The 25,302-nt window shown below is 70.2% G+C and carries 20 protein-coding genes, 2 tRNA genes and 1 pseudogene; 14 read left to right on the top strand and 9 right to left on the bottom strand.

Features of this window, described 5'->3' with window-relative positions; genetic code table 11:
- The 5 genes from AB0B68_RS14370 to rpmH form a co-directional block, all read right to left on the bottom strand.
- Complete coding sequence (locus AB0B68_RS14370) at positions 1-618, bottom strand: R3H domain-containing nucleic acid-binding protein (RefSeq protein WP_357204848.1); 618 nt, start codon at positions 616-618, stop codon at positions 1-3.
- Positions 619-830: 212 nt separating this feature from the next.
- Positions 831-1,820 (bottom strand): membrane protein insertase YidC, encoded by a 990-nt coding sequence (gene yidC / locus AB0B68_RS14365; RefSeq protein WP_357204865.1) that lies wholly within the window; start codon positions 1,818-1,820, stop codon positions 831-833.
- 2 nt (positions 1,821-1,822) lie between these two features.
- Complete coding sequence (gene yidD / locus AB0B68_RS14360; protein WP_355004553.1) at positions 1,823-2,119, bottom strand: membrane protein insertion efficiency factor YidD; 297 nt, start codon at positions 2,117-2,119, stop codon at positions 1,823-1,825.
- Positions 2,116-2,532 carry a ribonuclease P protein component gene (gene rnpA / locus AB0B68_RS14355; protein WP_357204844.1) on the bottom strand — a complete coding sequence of 139 codons (417 nt, stop codon included), beginning with the start codon at positions 2,530-2,532 and terminating at the stop codon, positions 2,116-2,118. Before rnpA ends, yidD begins: the two co-directional genes overlap by 4 nt.
- A 34-nt stretch (positions 2,533-2,566) precedes the next feature.
- A complete protein-coding gene (rpmH, locus tag AB0B68_RS14350) occupies positions 2,567-2,704 on the bottom strand; it encodes a 50S ribosomal protein L34 (RefSeq protein ID WP_007453904.1) in 138 nt (45 codons plus the stop codon).
- A 626-nt stretch (positions 2,705-3,330) separates the two neighbouring features.
- Between rpmH and dnaA the strand changes: the two genes are divergently transcribed.
- The 5 genes from dnaA (at position 3,331) to AB0B68_RS14325 (ending at position 9,735) form a co-directional block, all read left to right on the top strand.
- Complete coding sequence (gene dnaA / locus AB0B68_RS14345; protein ID WP_357260276.1) at positions 3,331-5,160, top strand: chromosomal replication initiator protein DnaA; 1,830 nt, start codon at positions 3,331-3,333, stop codon at positions 5,158-5,160.
- Between the two features lie 777 nt (positions 5,161-5,937).
- Positions 5,938-7,071, top strand: coding sequence for a DNA polymerase III subunit beta (dnaN, locus tag AB0B68_RS14340; RefSeq protein WP_210782097.1), 1,134 nt, complete (start codon positions 5,938-5,940; stop codon positions 7,069-7,071).
- A 40-nt stretch (positions 7,072-7,111) separates the two neighbouring features.
- The gene (gene gnd, locus AB0B68_RS14335) at positions 7,112-7,984 is read left to right on the top strand and encodes a phosphogluconate dehydrogenase (NAD(+)-dependent, decarboxylating) (RefSeq protein ID WP_357260258.1); all 873 of its coding nucleotides are present in this window, start codon (positions 7,112-7,114) and stop codon (positions 7,982-7,984) included.
- 16 nt (positions 7,985-8,000) lie between these two features.
- A complete protein-coding gene (recF, locus tag AB0B68_RS14330) occupies positions 8,001-9,134 on the top strand; it encodes a DNA replication/repair protein RecF (RefSeq protein WP_112583934.1) in 1,134 nt (377 codons plus the stop codon).
- Entirely contained in the window at positions 9,124-9,735 is a 612-nt protein-coding gene (locus tag AB0B68_RS14325; protein WP_357260255.1) for a DciA family protein, read from the top strand. The genes recF and AB0B68_RS14325 overlap by 11 nt, the downstream gene beginning before the upstream one ends.
- 10 nt (positions 9,736-9,745) lie before the next feature.
- On the opposite strand, the gene AB0B68_RS14320 is transcribed toward AB0B68_RS14325, so the two are convergent.
- Complete coding sequence (locus AB0B68_RS14320) at positions 9,746-9,973, bottom strand: hypothetical protein (protein WP_357204834.1); 228 nt, start codon at positions 9,971-9,973, stop codon at positions 9,746-9,748.
- A 125-nt stretch (positions 9,974-10,098) separates the two neighbouring features.
- Between AB0B68_RS14320 and AB0B68_RS14315 the strand changes: the two genes are divergently transcribed.
- On the top strand, positions 10,099-10,587 hold the full coding sequence (locus AB0B68_RS14315; protein WP_357204831.1) for a MarR family transcriptional regulator: 489 nt from the start codon (positions 10,099-10,101) through the stop codon (positions 10,585-10,587).
- Here the strand turns inward: AB0B68_RS14315 and AB0B68_RS14310 are convergent.
- Positions 10,572-11,126, bottom strand: coding sequence for a hypothetical protein (locus AB0B68_RS14310; RefSeq protein WP_357204828.1), 555 nt, complete (start codon positions 11,124-11,126; stop codon positions 10,572-10,574). The genes AB0B68_RS14315 and AB0B68_RS14310 overlap by 16 nt on opposite strands.
- A gap of 522 nt (positions 11,127-11,648) precedes the next feature.
- Here AB0B68_RS14310 and gyrB point away from each other — a divergent pair.
- The 6 genes from gyrB to AB0B68_RS14280 all read left to right on the top strand — a co-directional run bounded on the left by gyrB (position 11,649) and on the right by AB0B68_RS14280 (position 17,677).
- On the top strand, positions 11,649-13,595 hold the full coding sequence (gene gyrB, locus AB0B68_RS14305; protein ID WP_357204860.1) for a DNA topoisomerase (ATP-hydrolyzing) subunit B: 1,947 nt from the start codon (positions 11,649-11,651) through the stop codon (positions 13,593-13,595).
- 130 nt (positions 13,596-13,725) lie between these two features.
- Positions 13,726-16,248: a DNA gyrase subunit A gene (gene gyrA / locus AB0B68_RS14300; protein WP_357194689.1), complete on the top strand. Its 2,523-nt coding sequence runs from the start codon at positions 13,726-13,728 to the stop codon at positions 16,246-16,248.
- Between the two features lie 4 nt (positions 16,249-16,252).
- Positions 16,253-17,173, top strand: coding sequence for a DUF3566 domain-containing protein (locus tag AB0B68_RS14295; RefSeq protein ID WP_357194692.1), 921 nt, complete (start codon positions 16,253-16,255; stop codon positions 17,171-17,173).
- Between the two features lie 150 nt (positions 17,174-17,323).
- Positions 17,324-17,397 (top strand) — tRNA-Ile (locus AB0B68_RS14290).
- A gap of 42 nt (positions 17,398-17,439) precedes the next feature.
- Positions 17,440-17,568 (top strand): DLW-39 family protein, encoded by a 129-nt coding sequence (locus AB0B68_RS14285; protein ID WP_209444550.1) that lies wholly within the window; start codon positions 17,440-17,442, stop codon positions 17,566-17,568.
- Positions 17,569-17,601: 33 nt separating this feature from the next.
- Positions 17,602-17,677: transfer RNA gene (locus AB0B68_RS14280), tRNA-Ala, on the top strand.
- A 93-nt stretch (positions 17,678-17,770) separates the two neighbouring features.
- On the opposite strand, the gene AB0B68_RS14275 is transcribed toward AB0B68_RS14280, so the two are convergent.
- Entirely contained in the window at positions 17,771-18,532 is a 762-nt protein-coding gene (locus tag AB0B68_RS14275; protein WP_357260252.1) for a hypothetical protein, read from the bottom strand.
- 349 nt (positions 18,533-18,881) lie between these two features.
- Positions 18,882-23,327, bottom strand: coding sequence for an HAD-IC family P-type ATPase (locus AB0B68_RS14270; RefSeq protein ID WP_357260273.1), 4,446 nt, complete (start codon positions 23,325-23,327; stop codon positions 18,882-18,884).
- A 162-nt stretch (positions 23,328-23,489) separates the two neighbouring features.
- On the opposite strand from AB0B68_RS14270, the pseudogene AB0B68_RS14265 reads away from it, so the two are divergent.
- Positions 23,490-23,806 (top strand): annotated as a pseudogene (locus AB0B68_RS14265) (hypothetical protein).
- Between the two features lie 59 nt (positions 23,807-23,865).
- The gene (locus AB0B68_RS14260; RefSeq protein ID WP_357194698.1) at positions 23,866-25,254 is read left to right on the top strand and encodes an MFS transporter; all 1,389 of its coding nucleotides are present in this window, start codon (positions 23,866-23,868) and stop codon (positions 25,252-25,254) included.
- Positions 25,255-25,302 lie beyond the last annotated feature (48 nt).

Raw genomic sequence — 25,302 nt, 5'->3', positions numbered from 1 at the left:
TCAGTCCGCGGGCCGTACGACGATGCGCCGGTTCGGCTCGACACCCTCGGACTCGCTCGCCACGCCGGACATGGCGTTGACGACGTCGTGCACGCACTTGCGCTCGAACGCGGACATCGCGTCCAGGCGCACCGGCTCGCCGTACTCCTTGACCTTCTCGACGGCGTTCTTGGCGACCGCGGCGAGTTCCTTACGGCGGTTCGCCCGGTAGCCACCGACGTCGAGCAGCAGACGGCTCGGCGTACCGGTCTGCCGGAAGACGGCAAGGCGGGTCAGTTCCTGGAGCGCCTCCAGGGTGGCGCCGCGCTGACCGACCAGATTCTGCAGCCGCTCGCCGACCACCTCGACCATCGGACGGCCGGCGGCGACCAGCTCGTCGATGTCGCCGTCGTAGTCGAGGATGTCAAGCAGGCCCTCGACGTAGTCGGCGGCGATCTCGCTCTGCCGGAACAGGTCGCCCTCGCCCACAGCCTTCTTCACCCGGGTGCCGGCGGCGGTGTCGGTGTCGTCGTCCGCCTCGGTGTCGTCGGCTTCGGTGTCGTCACCGTCTACCGCGATCGTGGCGGTCTCCTCCTCGTCCACTGACTGCTCGGCGCGGGGGATGCTGGTCTCGGTCACGGTCTCATCTCCGTACTCGCTCGGCCGGACCGTCGGGTCCGACTGGTTTCCCGGGGCCGGCTGGAGGTTGCCGGTGCCCACAGGCACGTCTGTACGGGCAGTGTCGCCCGTGGCCGCGCGGTGCGCGGTCGGTTCCGCCCGGCGCCGGCCGTACGGCGGCTGCGCGGTGCGAAACGGGCCGCCGCCGGATCGCCGGCGACGGCCCTCGCTGGTCAGCCCTGCCGCTTGGCGGGGCGGCTCTTCTTCGGGTTGTTCACCGGCTTGGCGCCCGGCTTCGGCCCGGCAACCTTGGGCGCGGTCGCCTTGACGGGCGCCGGCGGGGTGGCCTTTCCGCGACCGAACAGGCCACCGGACTTGGCGGGCTGCACCGGGTTACGGCTGGCGGCGGGCGCGACGGCCTTCTTGGCGGTCACCGGCGGCGGGAACTTCCGCAGCACCCACTGCTGCTGGCCCAGGGTGAAGAGGTTGTTGGTGACCCAGTAGATGATGACGCCGATCGGGAAGATCGCGCCGGAGATCAGCAGCGACGCGGGGATGCCGTAGAGCATCAGTCGCTGGATCATCCGTTGCTGCGGGTCCTCGGCCCAGCCGGTCTTGAGGATCATCTGACGGCTGGTCAGGTAGGTGGTGGCGATCATGACCAGGACCAGGACACCAGCAATGATCTTCACGGTGCTGCCGTTGGCGCCGAGGCTGGCCAGTTCGTCGGCCGTCGAGCCGAACTTGCCGGCGATCGGGGCGGTGAAGAGCTTCGCCTGCGAGGCGCTCTGGAACTGGTCGGCGGTCCAGCCGTAGAGGGTCTTGTTCTGCTTGTCCGGGTCGAGCCGGCGCAGCACGTGGAAGAGGCCCAGGAAGACCGGGATCTGAAGGAACATCGGAAGGCAACCCATCAGCGGGTTGGCCTTCTCCTTCTTGTAGAGCTCCATCATTTCTTTCTGGAGCGTCTCCCGGTCACCCTTGTGCTTCTCCTGAAGCTCCTTGACCTTGGGCTGGAGCGCCTGCATCGCCCGCTGGGACTTGATCTGCTTGACGAAGACCGGGAACAGGATCACCCGGACGGTGACCACCAGGAAGATGATGGCCAGGATCCAGGCGAAGTTGGTGCCGATCACCGCACCGACGGGCACCCCGATGGCGTCCCAGGCAGAGTGCCAGGTCAGCAGGATCCACGAAATCGCGTAGTAGATCCAGTCGAGACTCAGACTCAATTCGGGGCTCCAGTCACATCAGCACGGCGGCGGCCGCCCGGCTCTGGCACCGGGTCATGTCCACCAGGGTGAAAGGGGTGGCAGCGCAACAACCGCCGGGCCGCCAGCACGGCTCCCCGGAGCGCGCCGTGCCGAACGACCGCCTCCTGGGCGTACGCACTGCACGACGGGTAGAACCGACAGCGAGCCGGCAGTGCCGGACTTATCCACCGACGGTACGCGATGATGGGCGCGATCAGCACCTTGGCACCGGTTGTCGACGGCCGTGGGCTGCTCTGCTCGGTGCCGCTCATCGGGCCCGCCGTTCGCGCGGCGACCGGGCGACCGCGATGGCGGCGTCCAGGTCGGTGGCGAGCCGAGGGTACGACGCCTGCGCGGCGGCGGGGAGCGCCCGGACGACAAGGGTGCTGCCGGCGGGCAGGTCGGTCAGCCGTTCCCGGACCAGCGCCCGCAGTCGGCGCCGGACCCGGTTACGGGTCACCGCGTTGCCGACCGCCTTGGACACGACGAAGCCGGCACGGGACGGCACGGACGACTGCTCCGCACTGTTGTCCCGTACCGGCTCCGGCAAGGTCGGTGTGCTGGGGTCGACGGTCACCGGCACGCTCAGGTGGACCACGACGGCGCCACGTCCGGCGCGCCGGCCACCGCGAACCGCTGCGGCGAAGTCAGTGCTGCGCCGCAGTCGCTGTGCGGCGGCCAGCACGACTGCCCACGTCCCCTGGACCGGCCCGGTCGGCTCAGGCCGACAGGGTGGTGCGACCCTTGGCGCGACGGCTCGACAGGATGGCACGGCCGGCACGGGTGCGCATGCGCAGCCGGAAGCCGTGGGTCTTCGCGCGCCGGCGGTTGTTCGGCTGGTAGGTGCGCTTGCTCACGTCAGGCTCTCCGTTTTCGTACGCGCCCCGCGCGACGGGATCGCCGGGGTCGTGTGGTGGTCCAGGCCACCTCGACGGTGGCCCACGATCGGTGCTGTCCGGCGGAGCGAGACCTCGGCGATGCGGGGATGCGACCGCGGACAGCAAGCACCCATCACCCTAGCAGAGGGCGAGAAAGCAGCCATTCCAGCCTACGCAGGGGTGCAATGACCGTCAAACACCCCGAGCAGGGGGACAACGGGACGCGCCCGAGGCCGAAGGGCGGTTTTCACTGATGCCGACAAGGCCGTCGCCGCGTCGCCGGTTGATGGCGCAGGGACAACGCTGTTACCGTGCCCGATTGCGGTGAGCGTCGGAAGCTCCGGTCGTCGCGCAGGCAAGACCGGACATGGCAGTGAATCGTTCGGCACGGTGAACCCGCTTCAGCGCCCGTTCAGGCAGGGGCAGGTCCCACCCGCGTCCGGCGGCGGCCACAATCGGTCGGTACACAGGCTGTGGATAACTTGTGGATGACCACCGGTCGACCGTCCGGGTGGGTGTTGTTCCACCCGCGAACGCGGCGGGCCCGGGACGGCCGGCTGGCAGACAGCGGCGGCCGGGAGCAGAAGCGAGGGGGTGGCACGACGGTGGCCGGTACGACCGACCTTGCCGCGGTGTGGTTAGCGGCGACCGACGAGCTCGCCGACGAGATCATCTCCGCCCAGCAGCGTGCCTATCTCCGACTGACCCGGCTGCGAGCGATAGTCGAGGACACCGCACTGCTCTCCGTTCCGGACGCGTTCACCCGCGACGTGATCGAGTCACGGCTGCGCCCGGCGATCACCGAGGCGCTCACCCGCCGGCTCGGCCGACCGATCCAGGTCGCGGTCACCGTTCGGGTGGCCGAGGACGCCACCGGCCGACCGGCCGGCACCGTCTACCGCAGCGCCCCGGAGACCGGGCAGCTCGACATCGACGGCCCGGGTGTCGCGCCGTTCGACGACGACCAGGGCGCTCGACCCTCGGCCGACGCGATGATCCCTGAGCAGTCGCCAGCGCCGCGTCACCCCGATCCGGGTCCGCTGCCCGCGCCGGCTGGTCCGCCGCTCGCGCCCCCGGTGGAGGGGCATCGCGCGGGGTTGATTCCCGCCAGCAGGGACGGGCAGGAGGCGCTGTTCAGCGCCTCCTTCGCGGAGCCCCTGCGGCCCTCCCGGCCGGGTCCGGACCGGCGCGGTTACGACGAGCAGGCCGCCCGACTGGACCCGTCCGGCCCCGACACCCGGCCCTACGATCCCCGCTACCGGGACGACTCGGCGTCACCGCGCGACCAGCACGTGATCCGTTCGCTCCCCCGGGACAGCGGGACGGACAGCGGCCCGGGTCGCAGCGCGGTGGACCATCGTTCCGGTGGCCGGGACGACCGCCGGCTGCCCGGCGCCGACACCGGCGGCAACCGGCTCAACCCGAAGTACATGTTTGAGACGTTCGTCATCGGCTCGTCCAACCGCTTCGCCCACGCGGCGAGCGTGGCGGTGGCGGAGTCGCCGGCCAAGGCGTACAACCCGCTGTTCATCTACGGGCACTCCGGGTTGGGCAAGACGCACCTGTTGCACGCGATCGGGCACTACGCCACGACGCTCGGCAACGCCCGCTCGGTCCGGTACGTGTCGACTGAGGAATTCACCAACGACTTCATCAACTCGCTCCGGGACGACAAGACCAGCGCGTTCCAACGGCGCTACCGCGACGTCGACATCCTGTTGATCGACGACATCCAGTTCCTGGAGAACCGCGAGCGCACCCAGGAGGAGTTCTTCCACACCTTCAACACCCTGCACAACGCCAACAAGCAGATCGTGATCACCTCTGACCGGTCGCCGCGCCAGCTCGCGACCCTTGAGGACCGGATGCGAACCCGGTTCGAGTGGGGGTTGCTGGCCGACATCCAGCCGCCGGATCTGGAGACCCGGATCGCGATCCTGCAGAAGAAGGCGGCGCAGGAGCGGATGTACGCCCCGCCGGACGTGTTGGAGTTCATCGCCTCCCGAGTGTCGAACTCGATCCGGGAGCTGGAGGGCGCGCTGATCCGGGTGACCGCGTTCGCCAGCCTGACCCGGTCGACAGTCGAGCTGTCGCTGGCCGAGGAGGTGCTTCGGGACTTCATGCCCGACGGCGCCGGTCCGGAGATCAACGCTGACCAGATCATGGCCTCGACCGCTGACTACTTCGGGGTGAGCCTGGAGGATCTGCGCGGCCAGTCCAGGTCCCGGGTGCTGGTCAACGCCCGCCAGGTGGCCATGTACCTGTGTCGGGAGTTGACCGAGCTGTCGCTGCCCCGGATCGGGCAGGCGTTCGGTGGCCGGGACCACACCACCGTGATGCACGCCGACCGGAAGATTCGTCAGCAGATGGCGGAGCGCCGCTCGCTCTACAACCAGATCGCCGAGCTGACCAACCGCATCAAACAGAACAGCTGAGGCGTACGACCGCCCGCACGGCGGCGCACAGCCGCAGGACACGCCCGACCGGATCTCCGGTCGGGCGTTCTTTTTGGGTCAGTCAGCTGGACTCTCGACATGGTGCAGACCACAGCATTGAGGCCGTGACCGCCTCGATCCCCACTCGTTGTCCACAGCTCGTCGTCCACCGTCGGTGGATAACTACGGACCGTCCTTCGCCAGTTACCCACAGGCTGTGGAGAAACCCTGTGGACGAGGTTGTGGACGCCTGGGGACGACGGTCAGGTTATCCACCGATCATCATCAACCTGTGTACGAGCTGTTGAAGGTTCTGGGGATGACGGCAATGGTGATCTTCCCCGCGATCCACAGGCTTGGGGAGAAAGTCGGTGGATTACCGGTGGACAACCGGTGGACAACGGTGGACAACCGGCCGTCGTCGCCGGGCTGTGGACATACAAGCCGGTTGTACCCCGGGTTCTCCACAGCTAAATCACCGGTGGATAACCCGTCTGACCTGCGCAGACCTCGGTTTTCCACAGTTTGCACAGGTGCGATGAAGACGATGAGTTATCTCTTCTAAGAGAACAAAAACCAATCATCACCGTTGGGCTTTCTGTGGATCGGGCCGAACGCTGTCGGATCAGCCGGTCAGCATCGACACGATCCATGGGGTCGGGCGCACAGCCGATGTCCCCGCGCCCTAAGGTGCGATGGGTACCCGCACGGTCGGGCGGGACGGTAGGCAGCGGTCGGCATGAGAGAGTTGTCGCTGACGTCGACGCGGAGGCATTGATGAAGTTCCGAGTGGAGCGCGACGCGCTCGCCGAGGCTGTGGCGTGGACCGCGAAGAGCCTGCCCAACCGGCCATCCGTACCGGTGCTCGCCGGGGTGATGCTCCGCGTCACCGACGGCAACCTGCGGGTCTCCGGGTTCGACTACGAGGTCTCCAGCCAGGTGACCGTCGAGGTGCAGGGCGACGCCGACGGTGCCGCGCTCGTCTCCGGCCGCCTGCTCGCCGAGATCACCAAGGCGTTGCCGGCCAAGCCGGTCGACATCGCCGCGGTCGGCGCGCATCTCGAGTTGGTCTGTGGCAGCGCCCGGTTCACGCTGCCCACCATGCCGGTGGAGGACTACCCCGCGCTGCCCGAGATGCCGCAGAGCGCCGGCACTGTCGACGCCGCGGCGTTCGCCACCGCGGTGGCCCAGGTGGCCATCGCCGCCGGTCGTGACGAGACGCTGCCGATGATGACCGGCGTCCGCGTGGAGTTGTCGGGCGACACCCTGTCGATGCTCGCCACCGACCGTTACCGGTTGGCGCTGCGCGAGATCCAGTGGCGGCCGGACGACCCCGAGGTGAGCATCAACGCCCTGGTGCCCGCCCGCACCCTGAACGACACCGCCAAGGCCCTCGGCCCGCTGGGCGGCGAGGTCACCCTCGCCCTCGCCCAGGGCGCTGCGGGCGAGGGCATGGTCGGCCTCGCCGGCGGCACCCGACGTACCACCAGCCGGCTGCTCGACGGCGCCAACTACCCGCCGGTGCGGTCACTCTTCCCGGCCACCCACAACGCCGCGGCGCGGGTGCCGGTCAGCACGCTGATCGAGGTGGTCAAGCGGGTCGCGCTGGTCGCCGAACGGACCACCCCGGTGCTGCTCAGCTTCAGCGCCGACGGCCTGGTGGTCGAGGCCGGCGGTTCCGAGGAGGCACGGGCCAGCGAGGCGATGGAGGCGACCTTCACCGGTGAACCGCTGACCATCGGCTTCAACCCGCAGTACCTCATCGACGGTCTGGCAAACCTGGGCGCTCAGACGGCCGTGCTCTCGTTCGTCGACGCCTTCAAACCCGCGGTGATCTCACCCGCTGGCGAGGATGGCGAGGTCATTCCGGGGTACCGGTACCTCATCATGCCGATCCGCGTCTCGCGCTGATCGCGCCCAGCAACACCCAGATCCACGGAGGTAGAAACACATGCAGCTCGGCCTGGTAGGACTCGGCCGTATGGGCGGCAACATGCGGGAGCGGTTGCGTTCGGCCGGGCACGAGGTGGTCGGCTTCGACCACAACGCGCAGATCAGCGACGTCACGACCATCGCGGGCCTCGCAGAGAAGCTTGAGTCGCCGCGCGCGGTCTGGGTCATGGTGCCCGCCGGTGTCACCGACGCCACCATCGACGAGCTCGCCGAGGTTCTCAGCGAGGGTGACATCATCATCGACGGCGGCAACTCGCGCTTCAGCGACGACGCGCCCCGCGCGGAGCGACTCAACCAGCGGGGCATCGGCTACATGGACGTCGGGGTCTCCGGCGGCATCTGGGGCCGGCAGAACGGCTACGGGCTGATGGTCGGCGGTGCCCAGGAGCACGTGGACCGCCTGATGCCGATCTTCAACGCGCTCAAGCCGGAGGGTGAGTTCGGCTTCGTGCACGCCGGCCCCGTCGGTGCCGGGCACTACTCGAAGATGGTGCACAACGGCATCGAGTACGGCCTGATGCACGCCTACGCCGAGGGCTACGAGCTGATGGCCGCCTCGGAGCTGGTGACCAACGTGCCGGGCGTCATCAAGTCCTGGCGGGAGGGCACCGTCGTCCGTTCCTGGCTGCTCGACCTGCTCGACCGGGCGCTCGACGAGGATCCGGAGCTGGCCGATCTGAGCGGCTACACGGAGGACACCGGCGAGGGCCGGTGGACCGTCGACGAGGCGGTCCGGCTGGCGGTGCCGCTGAACGTCATCACCGCTTCGCTCTTCGCCCGGTTCGCCTCGCGGCAGGACGACTCACCCGCCATGAAGGCCGTCTCCGCGCTGCGTCAGCAGTTCGGTGGCCACGCCGTCCACAAGCGCTGAGCGGTATCCACAACCTGTGTACGTTCACCGGCTGGAACTGGTCGACTTCCGCTCGTACGAGCGGGTGGCCGTCGACCTCCAGCCGGGAGCGAACGTCCTGATCGGGGCCAACGGTGTCGGCAAGACCAACCTCGTCGAGGCGCTGGGCTACGTGGCGACCCTGGACTCGCACCGGGTCGCCACCGACGCGCCCCTGGTCCGGATGGGCGCCACGTCCGCAGTGATCCGCTGCGCTGTGGTTCACGACGGCCGCGAACTCCTGGTCGAGCTGGAGATCGTGCCCGGCAAGGCCAACCGGGCGCGACTGGGCCGGTCACCGGCGCGGCGGGCACGGGACGTGCTCGGTGCGCTCCGGCTGGTGCTCTTCGCTCCGGAAGATCTTGAGCTGGTCCGGGGCGATCCGGCTGAGCGCCGCCGCTACCTTGACGACCTGCTGGTCAACCGGCAGCCCCGGTTCGCGGGCGTGCGGGCCGACTACGAGCGGGTCGTCAAGCAGCGCAACGCCCTGCTGCGCACGGCGTACCTGGCCCGCAAGACCGGTGGCTCCCGCGGTGGTGATCTCGGCACCCTCGCGGTCTGGGACACCCACCTGGCCCAGCACGGGGCGGAGCTGCTCGCCGGCCGCCTGGAGCTGGTGGCCGCGCTCACCCCGCACGTTGCCAAGGCGTACGACGCGGTGGCCGCCGGTCGGGGTGCGGCGAGCATCACGTACCGGCCCTCGATCGAGCTGGCCGAGCCGACCACCGATCGGGCCGCGCTGGCCGAGGCGCTGACGGCGGCCCTGGCCGCGTCCCGCTCCGCCGAGATCGAGCGGGGCACCACCCTGGTCGGCCCACACCGCGACGAGTTGGCGCTGAGCCTCGGCCCACTGCCCGCCAAGGGGTACGCCAGCCACGGCGAGTCGTGGTCGTTCGCTCTCGCGTTGCGGTTGGCGGGGTACGACCTGTTGCGCGCCGACGGCATCGAGCCGGTGCTGGTGCTCGACGACGTCTTCGCGGAGTTGGACACCGGCCGCCGGGAGCGGTTGGCGGAGCTGGTCGGCGGGGCGAGTCAGCTGCTGGTCACCTGCGCCGTGGACGACGATGTGCCGGCCGCCCTGCGCGGCACCCGCTACCAGGTCGGCGAAGGGACGGTACGCCGTGTCGGATGAGCCAGGCGGCAAACGACCAGCGGCCGGCGACGGCCCTGCTGCGCGTACCCCGAAGGCGGCACAGGGTTCGGCGGGCGGTGAGCCTGCGGCGGCCGCCAGCGGGCCGGAGCTGGCCCGGGCGGTGCTCGACGCGGCGCTGTCCCGACGGCAGGCGGCCGCCCGCGCCCGGCGTACCCCCGGCGGCGGCGACGCTGCCGGCGGCTCGGGGCGGCGGTTGCGCGGCTACTCCGGCCCCGGGCCCGACCCGCGCGACCCGCAGCCGCTCAGCGCCGTGCTCAACCGGCTGGTGAAGGCGCGTGGCTGGCAGCAGCCGGCCGCCGAGGCCACCGTGTTCGGCGCCTGGGAGCGGGTCGTCGGCGCGGAGGTCGCGCAGAACAGTCGCCCGGTGAAGTTGGAGAACGGCGAGCTGACGGTGGAGGCGCGTTCGACCGCCTGGGCCACCCAGCTGCGGCTGCTCGCCGGCTCGCTGCTCAAGCAGATCGCCAGCGAGGTCGGGCACAACGTGGTGCGCAAGCTGCACATTCACGGCCCGGCCGCGCCCTCGTGGGGTAAGGGTCCGCGTCGGGTACGCGGCCGGGGCCCGCGCGACACCTACGGCTGAGCCTCGCCGGTCAGCCTCGCCGGTCGGCCTCGCGTGCTGCCCGCTTGCGTTCCCGCTGTTCCCGGGTGAAGCGCTTGCGCTCGGCCAGGTCACGTTTCCACGCTTCGCGGGCCTCGGCCGAGCCGCCCTGCACCGCGCCCTGCACGCCCTCGGCCGGGCCGGCGAGGTGCCGGAAGGCCCACCGCATCAGTCGGCCGCCCTCGCCCGGGGTCCTGGTGACCGCGCCGTCCTCGCTCATCTGCCGCCCTCTTCCGCGCGTCGCCTCGCCGGTGCTCGCCCGTCGCACGAGCAGACCTTTGGGGCACCAATGATTGGTGTACCAATGATCGGTACGATAGTCACCGTGCGCAGGGAGGGCAACCGATGAGCGAACGGCCGGGCAGCGGCGACCCGCTGGCCCTGGAGCAGCAGGTCTGCTTCGCCCTCTCGGTCGCCGCGCGCAGCGTGGTGGCCGTCTACCGGCCGCTGCTGGAGCCGATGGGGCTGACCCATCCGCAGTACCTGGTGATGTTGGCGCTCTGGCAGCACGCGCCACTGTCCGGTCGTGACCTCAGTCGCCTGCTCCAGCTCGACCCGGGCACGCTGTCACCCCTGCTCAAGCGGCTGGAGACGGCCGGCTACCTACGCCGGGAACGCGACCCGAGCGACGAGCGCAGCCTCGCCGTCACCCTCACCGCCAGCGGTGCCGCGCTGCGGAGTCAGGCCGAGCTGATCCCGGCCGCGATCGTGCAGCGGCTCGGGCTGCCCGTCGAGGACCTGCAACATCTGCACGCCGTGCTCACGCAGGTGATCTCGGCAGCCAACCGGCCGGCCGCCTCGGAATCTGACGCGGCGGCTCAGGCGTCGGCGTAGACGGCGAACCCGCGCTCGGCGCAGCGCCGGTAGAACGCCGCCAGCACGCCCAGCTCGGCGCAGGTGAAGTTCCACTGCGGCGGGTCACCGCTCTCGTCGCGCAGCGCGTCGAGCCGGCTCTCCAGCCAACGCAACTGCTGCTCGGCCAACCGACCGTCGCCGAGCAGGGAGCGCAACACGGTGCTCACCGACTCGAAGGTGACCGCTTCGCCGGTCGGACGGTGCGCGGCCACGAACCGTTCGATGCCGCCCGCGATCCAGGAGCACCCGTCCGGGTCGATCACCGGGTCCTCGTCCTCGGCGGCGGCGTCTGTGGCGTACAACACACCTTCGAGGCCGAGAAGCAGATCCACCAACTCGGTGTACGCGGTCGCCCGGACGGTGCCGGTCTTCGCGATCAGCTCGGCCAGGGCCGCGGTCGGCGCGGAGATGCGCGGCAGGTCGACGATCTCGCCGAAGTCGACGAACTCGGCCGGCGCGACCGGATCGTAGAAGCGGCCGGTCCGCGGCCAGTGCACCGCGACGTTGTCCAGCCCCATCTGTCACCTCTTAAAGAGCACGTGTCGGGTCGATCGGGTCGATCGTCCCGGTTCCAACCGGTAAAGATCAAGGCCGGTTCCGGGGCGCCGCAAACGTACGGCACCGACGCTTCGGCCGCGACCCCCGACCCGCCCGACCGCGGGTCAACCCGTCCTGGGGCGGCGCGTGCGATGGGGGTCAGCCGTGTGGGGGGAGTCGTGGGCGGCAGGGTTCTGCCGGCTATGGACTTCTCAGCCGCCTCGCTGAGGGTGCCGAGTGGTGGTTCTGTCCCCCGCGCACAGTAGGATTGACAGCGAGACGAAGACCCGGTGCGGGAGTGCGACGGGGCCGGTTGGCCCCAGATTCATTCTCCACGTCGGGTCGAGCCGATCGCGATCCGCGGGCAACCGCGGCGACCGGCGCGTTCGACCCGCTGTCCGGAGTTCTTCGGCACAGGTCTGCGCGCCGACGTCGCGTCCTGTCCGCCGAACCCGCGCCCGACGCGCCCTACCGGCGTGGCTGACGCGAGAAAGTGGCCGAGGGTGGCAGCGCAGGACAAGCAGGAGTACGGCGCAGAGTCGATCACCGTTCTCGAGGGGCTGGAGGCCGTTCGCAAGCGGCCCGGTATGTACATCGGGTCCACCGGCGAGCGCGGTCTGCACCACCTCGTGTGGGAGGTCGTCGACAACGCGGTCGACGAGGCGATGGCCGGCTACTGCGACACCATCGACGTGGTGCTGCTCGCCGACGGCGGCGTCCGGGTCACCGACAACGGCCGTGGTTTCCCGGTCGACCTCCACCCGAAGCTCAAGAAGCCGGGTGTCGAGGTCGCGCTGACCGTGCTGCACGCGGGTGGCAAGTTCGACGGCAAGGCGTACGCGGTCTCCGGTGGTCTGCACGGCGTCGGCGTTTCCGTGGTGAACGCGCTGTCGACGAAGATGGCCGTGGTGATCCACAAGTCCGGCTTCGTCTGGCGGCAGCAGTACACCAACTCCAAGCCCAGCCAGCTGGAAAAGGGCGAGACCACCGACAGCACCGGCTCGGCCGTCTCCTTCTGGCCCGACCCGGACGTCTTCGAGACGATCGACTTCGACTTCCAGACCATCTACCGACGCCTGCAGGAGATGGCCTTCCTCAACCGGGGCATCACCATCCACCTGCTCGACGAGCGGGTCCCGGAGGAGGAGGAGGGCAAGACCCGCGAGGTCACCTTCCGCTACGACGGCGGTATCGCCGACTTCGTCCGGCACCTCAACGCCTCCAAGAACCCGATGCACAAGACGGTGGTCGAGTTCGAGGCCGAAGAGGAGGGCATGTCCCTCGAGATCGCCATGCAGTGGAACGAGTCGTACGGCGAGTCGGTCTACACCTTCGCCAACAACATCAACACGCACGAGGGCGGCACCCACGAGGAGGGCTTCCGGTCGGCGCTGACCAGCGTCGTCAACCGGTACGGCACCGACAAGAAGCTGCTCAAGGGCGACGAGAAGCTCTCCGGCGAGGACATCCGCGAGGGCTTGGCCGCGATCATCTCGGTCAAGCTGACCAACCCGCAGTTCGAGGGCCAGACCAAGACGAAGCTGGGCAACACCCCGGTGAAGAGCTTCGTGCAGCGGGTCTGCAACGACCGGCTTGTCGACTGGTTCGACCGCAACCCGGCCGAGGCCAAGACGATCATCCAGAAGGCGTCCCAGGCGGCCCGGGCGCGGATCGCCGCGCAGCAGGCGCGCAAGTTGGCCCGACGCAAGTCGCTGCTGGAGTCCGGCTCGATGCCGGGCAAGCTGGCCGACTGCCAGTCGACCGACCCCCGCGAGTCCGAGGTGTTCATCGTCGAGGGTGACTCGGCCGGCGGCTCGGCCAAGCAGGGCCGCGACCCGCGGACCCAGGCGATCCTGCCGATCCGCGGCAAGATCCTCAACGTGGAGAAGGCCCGGATCGACCGGGTGCTGAAGAACAACGAGGTCCAGGCGCTGATCACCGCGCTGGGCACCGGCATCCACGACGACTTCGACATGGAGAAGCTGCGGTACCACAAGGTGGTGCTGATGGCCGACGCGGACGTCGACGGCCAGCACATCCAGACGCTGCTGCTCACCCTGCTGTTCCGCTTCATGCGTCCGCTTGTCGAGATGGGGCACGTCTACCTGGCCGCCCCGCCGCTCTACAAGATCAAGTGGAACAAGAAGGGCGACGACGCCCAGTACGCGTACTCCGACCGCGAGCGGGACGGTCTGATCGCGCTGCGCCAGCAGAAGAAGCCAAATGCGAAGCCGGACGACATCCAGCGCTTCAAGGGCCTCGGCGAGATGAACTATCCCGAGCTGTGGGAAACCACGATGAACCCCGCGACGCGTACCCTGCGTCAGGTCACTCTCGACGACGCGGCGACCGCCGACGAGTTGTTCAGTGTGTTGATGGGTGAGGACGTCGAGGCGCGCCGGTCGTTCATCCAGCGCAATGCCAAGGACGTGCGGTTCCTGGATATCTGACGGGCTGCGCCGGATCGGCCGGGCATCGCTCGGCCGATCCGGCGGTCCACAGAGTTATCCACAGCTTGGCCGGTATCCACAGCCGTTATCCACAGCACGAAAACGACTCTGAGTCTGATAAGGGTACACAGTGACTGATTCGCCCGAGTCCACACCGAACGAGCCAGAGGTTCCCGCCGAGGCCATCGCCGCGGTGGTCGCGCACGACCGGATCGAACCGGTCGGGCTCGAGGTGGAGATGCAGCGCTCCTACCTCGACTACGCGATGAGCGTCATCGTCGGTCGCGCGCTGCCGGACGTCCGGGACGGCCTCAAGCCGGTCCACCGCAAGATCCTCTACGCGATGTTCGACTCTGGCTACCGCCCGGACCGCGGCTACGTGAAGTGCTCCCGCGTCGTCGGTGACGTGATGGGTCAGTTCCACCCGCACGGCGACTCGGCGATCTACGACGCGTTGGTCCGGATGGCGCAGCCCTGGTCGCTGCGCTACCCGCTGGTCGACGGCAACGGCAACTTCGGCTCGCCGGGTAACGACCCGGCCGCCGCCATGCGATACACCGAGTGCAAGCTCGACCCCCTCGCCATGGAGATGCTGCGGGACATCGACGAGGACACCGTCGACCTCCAGGACAACTACGACGGCCGGGCCAAGGAGCCCACCATCCTGCCGTCGCGGATCCCCAACCTGCTGGTGAACGGCTCCGAGGGCATCGCGGTCGGCATGGCCACCAAGATCCCCCCGCACAACCTGCGGGAGATCGGCGCGGCGGTCCAGTGGTGCCTGGAGCACCCGGAGGAGGACGAGGAGACCACCCTCGAAGCTCTGCTCGGCATCGTCAAGGGCCCGGACTTCCCCACCTACGGCCTGATCGTCGGCACTACCGCGATCCAGGACGCGTACCGCACCGGTCGCGGCTCGATCCGGATGCGCGCCGTGGTGGAGGTCGAGGAGGACAAGCGGGGCCGCCCCTGCCTGGTCGTCAGCGAGTTGCCCTACCAGGTCAACCCGGACAACCTCGCCGAGCGGATCGCCGAGCTGATCAAGGAGGGCAAGCTCGCCGGGATCGCCGACATCCGCGACGAGTCCTCCGGTCGTACCGGCATGCGCATCGTCCTGGTGCTCAAGCGCGACGCGGTCGCCAAGGTCGTGCTGAACAACCTCTACAAGCACACCCAGCTCCAGGAGACCTTCGGCGCCAACATGCTGGCCCTGGTCGACGGGGTGCCGCGCACGCTCAACCTGGCCCAGTTCATCCGCTACTACGTCGAGCACCAGATCGACGTGATCCGCCGGCGGACCGCGTACCGGCTGCGCAAGGCCGAGGAGCGGGCACACATCCTGCGGGGCCTGGGCAAGGCGCTGGACGCGCTGGACGAGGTGATCGCCCTGATCCGGCGCTCTCCGACGGTGGACGACGCCCGACAGGGCCTGATCCGGCTGCTGGAGATCGACGAGATCCAGGCGACCGCGATCCTGGACATGCAGCTGCGCCGGCTCGCCGCCCTGGAGCGGCAGCGGATCATCGACGACCTGGCGAAGCTCGAGATCGAGATCGCCGACCTCAAGGACATCCTCGCCAAGCCCGAGCGGCAGCGGAAGATCGTCTCGGAGGAACTGGGCGAGATCGTCTCCAAGTGGGGCGACGACCGCCGGACGCAGATCATCCCGTTCGACGGCGAGGTCTCGATGGAGGACCTCATCGCCCGCGAGGACGTGGTCGTCACGATCACCCGCACCGGGTACGCCAAGCGGACCAAGGTCGATCTGTACCGCTCGCAGCGGCGCGGCGGCAAGGGCGTCAGCGGCGCCACGCTGCGGCAGGACGACATCGTCAGCCACTTCTTCGTCTGCTCGACCCACGACTGGATCCTGTTCTTCACGAACAAGGGCCGCGTCTACCGGGCCAAGGCGTACGAGTTGCCGGAGGCCAGTAGGGTAGCCAAGGGCCAACACGTGGCCAATCTGCTCGCCTTCCTACCCGACGAGCAGATCGCGCAGATCATTGAGATCCCGAACTACCAGGTAGCCCCCTATCTGGTACTGGCCACGAAGAACGGCCTGGTGAAGAAGACGCGGCTCGAGGAGTTCGACTCCAACCGTTCCGGCGGCATCATCGCGATCAACCTGCGCGATGAGGACGAGCTGGTCGGTGCTGCGCTGGTAGCGCCGGAGAACGACCTGCTGCTGGTCTCCAAGAAGGCACAGGCGATCCGGTTCAACGCCTCGGACGAGGCGTTGCGGCCAATGGGCCGGGCCACCTCCGGTGTGATCGGCATGCGCTTCACGGACGACGACGTCCTGCTCGCCATGGAGGTCGTGCGGGATGGTCTGGACGTTCTGGTGGCCACGAACGGGGGATACGCGAAGCGGACCCCGATCGAGGAATACCCGGTGCAGGGCCGGGGAGGTAAGGGCGTGTTGACTGCAAAGATCACCGAACGGCGCGGTGGTCTGGTTGGCGCTGTGGTGATCGATCCGGACGACGAGCTGTTTGCGATCACCAGCAACGGTGGTGTCATTCGGACTCCGGTGAAGCCTGTACGGCGTACACGTGACCGGAACACAATGGGGGTCAAGCTGATGGACCTCCCGGACGGCGTGACTATCGTGGCGATTGCTCGCAATGCCGACGAGCCTGACGAACAGGACTAGTTGAATGACGGAGACACAGGCGAAGTCGGGGAACACGGGGACCTCGGCCAAACCGGTCGACGAGGAGGCCGCCAAGGGCGGCACACCAGCGACCGGCCGCGCGGCCGTGGGCCGGGCGACGGTCCCCGCCGACGCGCCTGCCCCGAAGTTCACCAGGGCTCCAGGTATGACACCCCCGCCGGAGCAACCGGGCGAGGACGGCGAGTCCGGCGACAAGACCGAGGCGTCCAGCGCCGAGGCGCCGACGTCGGCCGCCGCCAATCCTCCGGGTCCGGCGGCGGCACCCCCGGCACGTCCGACGACCACCCAGCCGATCGGTCTCCGGCCCGGTCAGGCGGCGTCAAGCGGGTCCACCGGCACCCAGCCGCGGATCACACCCGGGATGACCCAGCCACAGCCGGACGCGGGGCGGGCGACCGCCACCGCCGCCGCCGGCCGCCCGGCCAGCGGCGGTGGCCTGCCACCGGGGATCGGCAACGCGTCCGCCGTCGGCGCAGCCCGCGTCGGTGACGCGGTGCGTGCGGCGCGTACGTCGGTCAGTTCGGCCGCCTCCCGCGGACCGCGACGGGCCCGGCTGAACCTCAAGCGGATCGACCCGTGGTCCGTGATGAAGTTCGCATTCGCGGTGTCGGTGGTGCTCTTCATCGTCGTGGTGGTGGCCACCTCGGTGCTCTACCTGGCGCTGGACGCGATGGGTGTGTTCCAGAGCGTCAACGAGAGCCTGAGCGATCTGGTCAACGCCGGCGGTGGGCAGAGCACCAGCGGCTTCCAGATCACCGCCAAGGGCGTGATCCTCAGCTCGGCGCTGATCGGCCTGGTCAATGTGGTGCTGTTCACCGCACTGGCCACCCTTGGCGCGTTCGTCTACAACGTCTGCGCCGACCTGGTCGGCGGCATCGAGCTGACCCTCGCCGAGCGGGACTGAACGACCGGGACGCCGGGGCACCGCGGAAAGCGGTCGCTCCGGCGTCCCGTACCCGGGTAGGTTTTACAGGCGGCGACGGGCCTGGCTCGCAAGCCGGACCCCGATTTGGGGCCGGCGGAGCGGATGGGTTAATCTTGCTCGTCGCAACGCGGGGCTATAGCTCAGTCGGTTAGAGCGCAGAGCTGATAACTCTGAGGTCGATGGTTCGATTCCATCTAGCCCCACCGCATGTCGTCCGACGGTAGTCGAGCGCGAGGGGTCGCCCCATGTTCAAGAAGCTGCTGATTCTGGCTGGCGTCGTCGGTGTGGCCGCCGTCGTGTTCAACAAGATCAAGGCGTCGAACGACGAGCGTGCCCTGTGGCACGAGGCGACCACCGCGCCCGACCTGCGCTGACGCTCGCGCCGCGCCAATCGTCGCGCAATTCGCGGGGCCCTAGCTCAACTGGCAGAGCACTGCCTTTGCAAGGCAGGGGTTAGGGGTTCGAGTCCCCTGGGCTCCACCAGCACTTTCCTGTTCAGTTCTGCTGCCGGCGACCCGGTTGGGCCGGCGTCGAGGTCTGGACCGAAGCCCTCAATTCGCTCGATCGCGTCCGTGGTCAGGAGGTCGTCGGGGCGTGGCCCCGAGGGGCTGCTTCCCAACGCACGCCGGGCGGGATGATGCCGAACCAGGCTCCGGTGGCGGCCATCAGGGCGACGAGGTACGCCGCCCACCACCCGAGCAGCGCCCACATACCGTGGGCGAGGGCGTCGGCCAGGCCGGGCACGAGCAACACGAGAAAGAGATAGGCCAGACGGCCGTACGAGAGGCTGGTCCTCTTCGGCAGCCCCCGGGCCTTGCGGAACGGAATGAGTCTGACCCCGTAGGGACGACGGCGCAGCGTGAAACTCGCCGGCCAGAGCCGCCCGTACCCGGCCACGTCGACCACGCTGACGCCGGGCCCGTGCCGGACCGTAGCCTGACGCGACCTGGTCAGCTCCCGCAACCACGGTTCCCAGACGACACGTTGGTGCAGGACACCGCCCCCGCCCCGGCCGCTCACCGTCAGCCACACGGAGTATCCCTTGGGGCTGGTGTCGATCCCGCCGGCGGCGCTTACGGCGTGCGCCGCAGCGGTGACCCGCCCCGCGCTTCCCGGCGGCGGCGACTGCGCCAGATGCGCGGTCACCATGGCGCGCCTCGCGGGAGCACGAGCGGCACCCCACCACTGCACCAGGCGGACGAGCCAGGACAGCACCAGAAAGGCTCCCGGAGCCAGCGCCACGCGGATGACGTCCCCGCCGTGCCCGACCCGCGGGTCGGTACCCAGCATGTACCCCAGCGCGATGAGGGCGGCCAACGCCACGACGCTGCCGATCACGACCATCGGCGCGCGAGCACGGCGATTCGCCAAGCTAGCTGTAGTTCCGCCGCTGGCCATCGCGTCGTCCTACCTGTTCGCCCCGAGACGTAGCCACGACGCTAGCAACGCCGAGCAAGGCTCACATCGCGCGTCCGTGGCAGATTTTCACCGCGTCGGGGATCGGTGCAGGCGGTCGACGCCGCCAGTCCGCTGGCGCCCATGGGGACATGTACCTGCACGTAGGCGCCCCTGGGCTTTGGGGTGACGGCGCTGCCCGTCGGGGGCGATCCCATTCTGGTCAGCGTGATGACTCAGGGACATCATGATGACTCAGGGACATCGCGCACTTTGCTGCGAACGCCGCCAGTCAGCCTTCGGAGCCACCGGCGGCCCTGGGACGGGTTTCCGGGAGGCGTTCCACCAGCTTGGTGAGCGCGCCGTTGGCAAAGGTCGCGCCGAGCGCCGACCCGGCCCCGATGGTCCAGCCCACCGGTCCGAGCGGGGTGCAGCCGAAGAACTGGCTCACCCCCGGGGTCTGCACCACCACGACCAGGACGCCCAGTGACGCCACCGTGGAGGCCAGCACGGTCGGGCTGGTGCCGCCGGCCAGGATGGTCTGCCCGAGTTGGGTGCCGACCAGGGAAACCAGCGCGACAGTGCCGGCCCGCTGGCGGCGTCCGGTGTAGCGGGCCAACGTCCAGCCCGCGGTGGCGCCCAGCGTGGTGGCTGCCGCCCGCAGGCCGATCTCCCTGGTCAAGCTCTCGCCGAGTGCCGTGTCCGGACCCTCCTTGAGGAGCGCGTCGGTCCGGTCGGACGCGGGTGGCCGGACCGCGATGGCCAGTGCCGGCGCCAGGTCGGTGAGCAGGTTGACCAGCAGGAGTTGTCGTCCGGTGAGCGCGGAACGGCCGGTCGCGGCAGCGGTGAGCACACTGAACGCGATCTCGCCGAGGTTGCCGCCGACCAGGATGCTGAGCGCGTGCCGCACCGACGACCACATGGCCCGCCCTTCGATCAGGGTGGCGATGATGGTTTCCAGCCGGTCGTCGGTGACCACCAGGTCGGCTGCGGCGCGGGCGGCCGGGGTGCCCCGTTGGCCGAGGGCGATGCCGACGTCGGCCAGCCGGATCGCCGGGGCGTCGTTGGCGCCGTCGCCGGTCATCGCCACGGTCCGTCCGCACTTCTGCAACGCCTGGATGATCCGCACCTTGTGTGCAGGGGTGCAGCGGGCCACCACGTCGGTGTTGGCCAACCGTTCCGCGAGCGCGTCGTCGTCCAGCTGGTCGAGTTCAGCGGCGGTCACCACCCGCTGCTCGTCGTGTTCACTGATGGTGGCGGCGATCGCCTCGGCGGTGGCCGGGTGATCACCAGTGATCATGATGGTGTGCACGCCGGCCTGCCGGATCCGGCGTACCGCCGGGGCTGCACTCTCCCGGACGCCGTCCGCCAGGGCCAGGAAGCCCACGAAGGTCAGCCCTCGGACGTCGGAGTCGGTCACCTTCGGGTCGTTCACCGGGCACTCCGCGACGGCGAGGATCCGGTTTCCCGCACCGGCCCGGTCGGCGAGCATCCGCTCCAGCTCCGCGCGGCCGGCGTCGTCCAGTGGCTCCTGACGACCGTCCATGCGTCGGGACGAACAGCGCGGCAGCACCGTCTCCGGAGCACCCTTGACGCTCAACAACAGGTGACCATCGGTCTGTCCGACGCTCGCGTGGTAGCCGCGGGACGGCTCGAACGGCAGCCCTCCGGCGGCCCGCCACCCGGCGGCGCCGGTCTGCTCCACCACCCCGGCCTCCCCGGCGCCCCGACGGACCGCCCGGTCGGTCTGCAACGCCAACTCCTCCGGGTTCTTCGCGGCCGGGGTGGCCCGCAGCGCCGCGGCCAGCGTCATCCGGAGCCGGTCGTCCAACCGGTCCAGCGGGGCGTACCGGTCACCGACGCTGTCGCCGACCCCGGCCAGCAGCAACTGGCCCTCGGTGAGGGTGCCGGTCTTGTCGAAGCAGAGCACGTCCACCCGGCCCAGCGCCTCGATGGTGCGCGGGTTGCGGACCAGCGCGCCGTGCTCGGCCAGCCGCCGGGCCGCGGCCAGCTGCGCCGCGCTGACCAGGAACGGCAGCCCCTCCGGCACCGACGCCACGGCGAGGTTCGCGGCGGTCGCCGCCGTTTCCGCCAGGGGTACGCCTCGAAGCAGGCCAGCGCCGGCCACCGCCACCGCGGAACCGGCCGCCAACGGGATGGCGGCGCTGGTCAACGCGCCCAGCCGAGCCTCCACCCCACTGGTGGGGGGTGCCTGCCGCACCAACGCCAGACTGCGCCCCGCCTCGGTGTCGTTGCCGGTCGCCACCACCACGGCGGTACCGTGCCCGGCGGCCACTGTGGTGCCCTCGTAGAGCATCGAGTGTCGGTCGGCGATGGCGGCGGCGACCACCGGTCGGTTGGACTTGGCGACCGGCAGCGACTCGCCGGTCAGCGACGACTCGTCGGCCTCCAGTCCCACCGACTCGAGCACCCGGCAGTCGGCGGGCACCGAGTCGCCCGGTTCGAGGGCGATGACGTCCCCGAGGACAAGGTCTTCGGCGGCGAGAACCTGCTCGGCACCGTCCCGACGGACCCGGGCGGTCACCGCCGACCGCGACAGCAGCTCCGCCAGCGACCTCTCCGTGTTGCGCTCGTGCACAGCGCCGATCAGGGCGGACCCACCGACCACGCTGCCCACCAGCGCGGCGTCGACCAGTGAGCCGAACGACGCGGAGAGCACCGCCCCGGCGGCCAGCACCGGCGTGAGCGGGTTGGACAACTCGTCCACGAAGGCACGCAGCAGCCCACCACTTCCGGGGGCGCCGCCGCCGTTGTCACCGGAACCGTGGCGTCGGCGCTGCGCCTCGGCGCTGGTCAGGCCGTCCGGGGTGGAGCGAAGGTGGTCGAGCACGGTGCCGGCCGGCATCAGGTGCCAGGCGGTCGCCACGGGTGCCGGGGTGTCCGACTGGTCGTGCAACCGGCGGGCCTGCCAGACGCCGTTGGCGAAGGCCAGCCCGGCCGCGCCGTTGACAGCGACGAGCGCCCGGTGCGGCAGTTGGGTCGGTGGGGCCGTGAACGCGCCGAGCGCCCCGAGACCGGTGCCGGCCATGGCCAGCCGGATGTTCTGCTGAGCCGTGCGCCGGGCCACCCCGGTCGCCTCGATCACCAGCGCCACCACCCGCAGGTCGGCACCGACCAGCAGGTGCGCACCCCACGGCGGCAGCTCCTCCGGTGCGGCGAACCCGAGACCGCAGTCGGACGCGCCGAGTGCCTTGCGGTCCGCGGAAACCAGCATCACCACAGCGCCGTCGCGCTGCAACGCGCGTACCGACTCGGCCAACTGGTCCCCGCCGGGGAGTATCGCGTCGGCGAATCCGTACCGCTGCTCGTCGCCGCCGGCGACGACCAGCCGCAGGCCGGCATGTCGGGCGGCCGAGGGCAGGCCGTCAACGCCGGGCGCGGGTTCCGGCTCGACCCGCAACAGGGCGGCGAGCCGGTCGCCGTGGGCGAGGCCGAGGAGTTGGCCGCCGGCGGAGCGCAGCCGGGCCGCGTCCGGGATGTCGTCCAGGTTGTTCGCGGGCATCCGGTCCAGCGGCCCGAGCCGCCAGCCGTCCGCCGTACGGGAAGCGGACGGGTCGTCCGGGTCGAACAACGCGAAGGCCCGCTCGGCCACCTGGTCGACATCGGCGTCAGGGGCCGGTGCCAGATCGGCCAGGACGCCCCGGTCCGAGCCGAGCACGGCGGCGTCGAGCACGAGCGTGTCGATCCGGTCCAGTTCGCGCAGCACACTCCGGTCCATCGCGATCACACCACGCCGGGCCAGTATCCGGCCAAGCTGAGCCGCGTACCCCTCACGACCGCTGCCCGGGGCCTTCGGCAGTGCGGACAGTCCCAGCGCGGTGGCCCGCTTCGGCCCGGCGAACGGCACCGCCGCCGCACCTGCGGCCGCACCGGCGGCGAGCATGCGGTTGATGTACCGCTCGATCGGGCCGTCCGGCTTCGGCCTCGGACGTTCGATCACCGGCCAGCGGGCGGTGGCCCGTTCGGCGTCTCCGGTCAGCCGTGGTTCGGCCTTCTCCCAGGCGGAGAGTTGGGCCCGGTCCTCACCCCACTGCACGACCCGCTGGGCGCCGTCCAGGACGATGCCCGTCCAGCGGCCGGTCAAGCCCTGCACTACCGCCTCGGCCAGCGGAAACAGGATGTCGGCGCGCGGGTCGGAGCGCAGCCGTCTGCCGAGTATCCCGTGCAGCTTCGGCTGAAGATCCACTGCGGAGAGCAGGCCGGCCACCTCACCGGGCAGCGGCGCGAACGGCAGGATCCGGGTGGCCGCCGAGATGGTCAGGCCCAGTGCGTCCGAGGCGAGCGCGCCGAGGGTGCGCGGAGTGCGCGGCCCTTCCTCCGGTGGGTGCGGGGGTGGGATCTCCGGGTCGGGTTCGTGGTCGCAGGTCCGCTCGACGCGGTCGATGGTGGCGATCAGGTCCCGCAACGTCGGCTCGGGGGTCTGAACGGCGACCACCACCCGGCCGGAGGGTGCGTTGACCCGGGCCCAGGCCACGCCGGGCATCTGCTCCAGCGCGCCCTCCACCTGACGGGCCAGCCGGTTGCCACCGTCCTGGCAGACGCCGTGTACCTCGATGTGGTGCCGGCCCGGCCGGGACCAGACGCGACGCCGCGTCAGTCCGGCCGACCGGGCCAGCCGGACCGCGGCCGAACTGACCGACCGGGACGCCTCGCCGACCAGGTGCGGCACGCCGAAGGACGGCAGGATGCGGCCGGCAGTGCGACCCGCCGCCGTCATCGAGGCGTACGGCTGGACGGGCGCCGGCCCGGCTCCCTGTTGCCGCTCGTCCTGACCTTGGCCATGTCGTCCTCCCACCGCACTGACGTCCGGCGGCCTGGCTTCCCGACCTGCCATCCGTTATGCCCCCTGAGTGGCGGAATTTTCCGCCGTCGCAGGCGCATGGACGGGATGGGCCGTGGAACCCGACGACCATCACCGGACATGGGGAGGCCGGCATGAGCACGCTGACGCGACATCTCAACGGTTCACGGGAGAACGTCACGATGTACAACCGGCGGGTGCAACTGCCGATGCTGGGTGAGGTGGCGGTGCCACCACCGGACAAGGTCGTCTACTACGCCGGGCTCGGAGTGCTCGCCGCGCTACAGGTCATCGAGTGGCCGATCGCTGTGGTGATCACTGCTGGTCACGTGCTGGCAGACCAGCATTTTTCCGGACTGGTGCGCGGTCTCGGGGAGGCGCTGGAGGACGCCTGACGAGAGCCGGGTCACCGGGCGGTTGACATGAATCAGGGTTGAAGTCGCATGCTCGGTCGATGCCGAGCACAGCCGTCACCGCCACACCCGCCGCACCGGGACTCTTCGCACCCCGACTGCGCGCGATGACGGTGGGCAGCGTCGCGCTGATCTCACTCCTCGCGTTCGAGGCGTTGGCGGTCGGCACGGCGATGCCCACCGTCGCGCGCAGCCTGGACGGGCTGGCGCTCTACGGGATCGCGTTCGGCGGCCCGTTCGCCACCGGTGTGCTGGCCATGGTGGTCTCCGGCATCTGGTGCGACGCGCGGGGGCCCAGGGGGCCGATGTGGCACGGCGTCGCCTGGTTCGTGGTCGGGTTGCTGATCGCCGGGACCGCCCCCGTGATGAGCGCGCTGGTCGTCGGGCGGGTCGTGCAGGGTTTCGGCTCCGGGCTGCTCTCGGTGGCGCTGTACGTGATCGTCGGGCAGGCGTACCCGCCGGACCTGCACCGGCGGATCTTCGCGGCGTTCGCGGCGGCGTGGGTCGTACCGTCGCTGGTCGGGCCGGCGGTTGCCGGCCTGATCGTGCAGCACCTGGGCTGGCGGTGGGTCTTCCTGGCGGTGCCGGCGGTGGCGGTGCCGGCGGGGCTGCTGATTCATCCCGGCCTTCGGTCGCTGGGCCGGAGTGCGGCGACGAGCCCGCCGGCGGGTGCGGCGGCACGGATCGGTTGGGCGTGCGGGGCCGCGGTGAGTGCCGCACTGCTGCACATCGGGGGACAGCAGCGCGGCGCCACGGCCCTGGTTCTTGTCGCGTCCGCCGTGGTCGGCCTGCTGGTCTGTGCACCGCGCCTGCTGCCGGCCGGGTTCCTTCGGGCCGCACGAGGGCTGCCCACCGTCGTGGGGCTGCGTGGCCTGGCGTCGGCGGCCTTCGTCGGCAGCGAGGTGGTGATCCCGCTGATGCTCTCCCGGGAACGAGGTCTCTCGCCGACCGCGGCCGGGCTGGTCCTCACGGTCGGCGCGCTGGCCTGGTCGGCGGGCTCCTGGTTGCAGGGCCGGATCCCGGTGCCGGCGTCGCGGGCCAGTCTGCCGCGAGCCGGGTTGAGCTGCATCACCGTCGGCACCGCGACCGTGGCGCTGGCCGTCCGGCCCGAGCTGCCGGTGGCCGTCGCCGTGCTCGGTTGGGCGATCGCCGGCCTGGGCATGGGGTTGCTCTACCCGCCGTTGTCGGTGCTCACCCTGGAGTTGTCCGCGCCGGGTGAGCAGGGCCGCAACAGCTCGTCGCTGCAACTGAGCGACTCCCTCTTCGCGGCGACAGTGCTCGCGCTGACCGGGGCCGTGTTGGCAGCAGGAAATGCGCCGGGCCCGGCCAGCTACACGACGACGCTTGTGGTAACCGCGGGGCTGGCGCTGCTCGGGGCGCTGCTGGCCGGCCGGGTCGTGGTGGGCGGGGGTGTGCGACCGGCCGGGTGATCAGCGGATTCGGCAGCGTCCCACCTGCTCGTGCCGGAAAGATGGCGG

It is taken from the genome of Micromonospora sp. NPDC049049 (assembly GCF_040649115.1).
Taxonomy (GTDB): Bacteria; Actinomycetota; Actinomycetes; order Mycobacteriales; family Micromonosporaceae; genus Micromonospora.
This window is presented reverse-complemented; position numbering and strand designations above follow the sequence as displayed.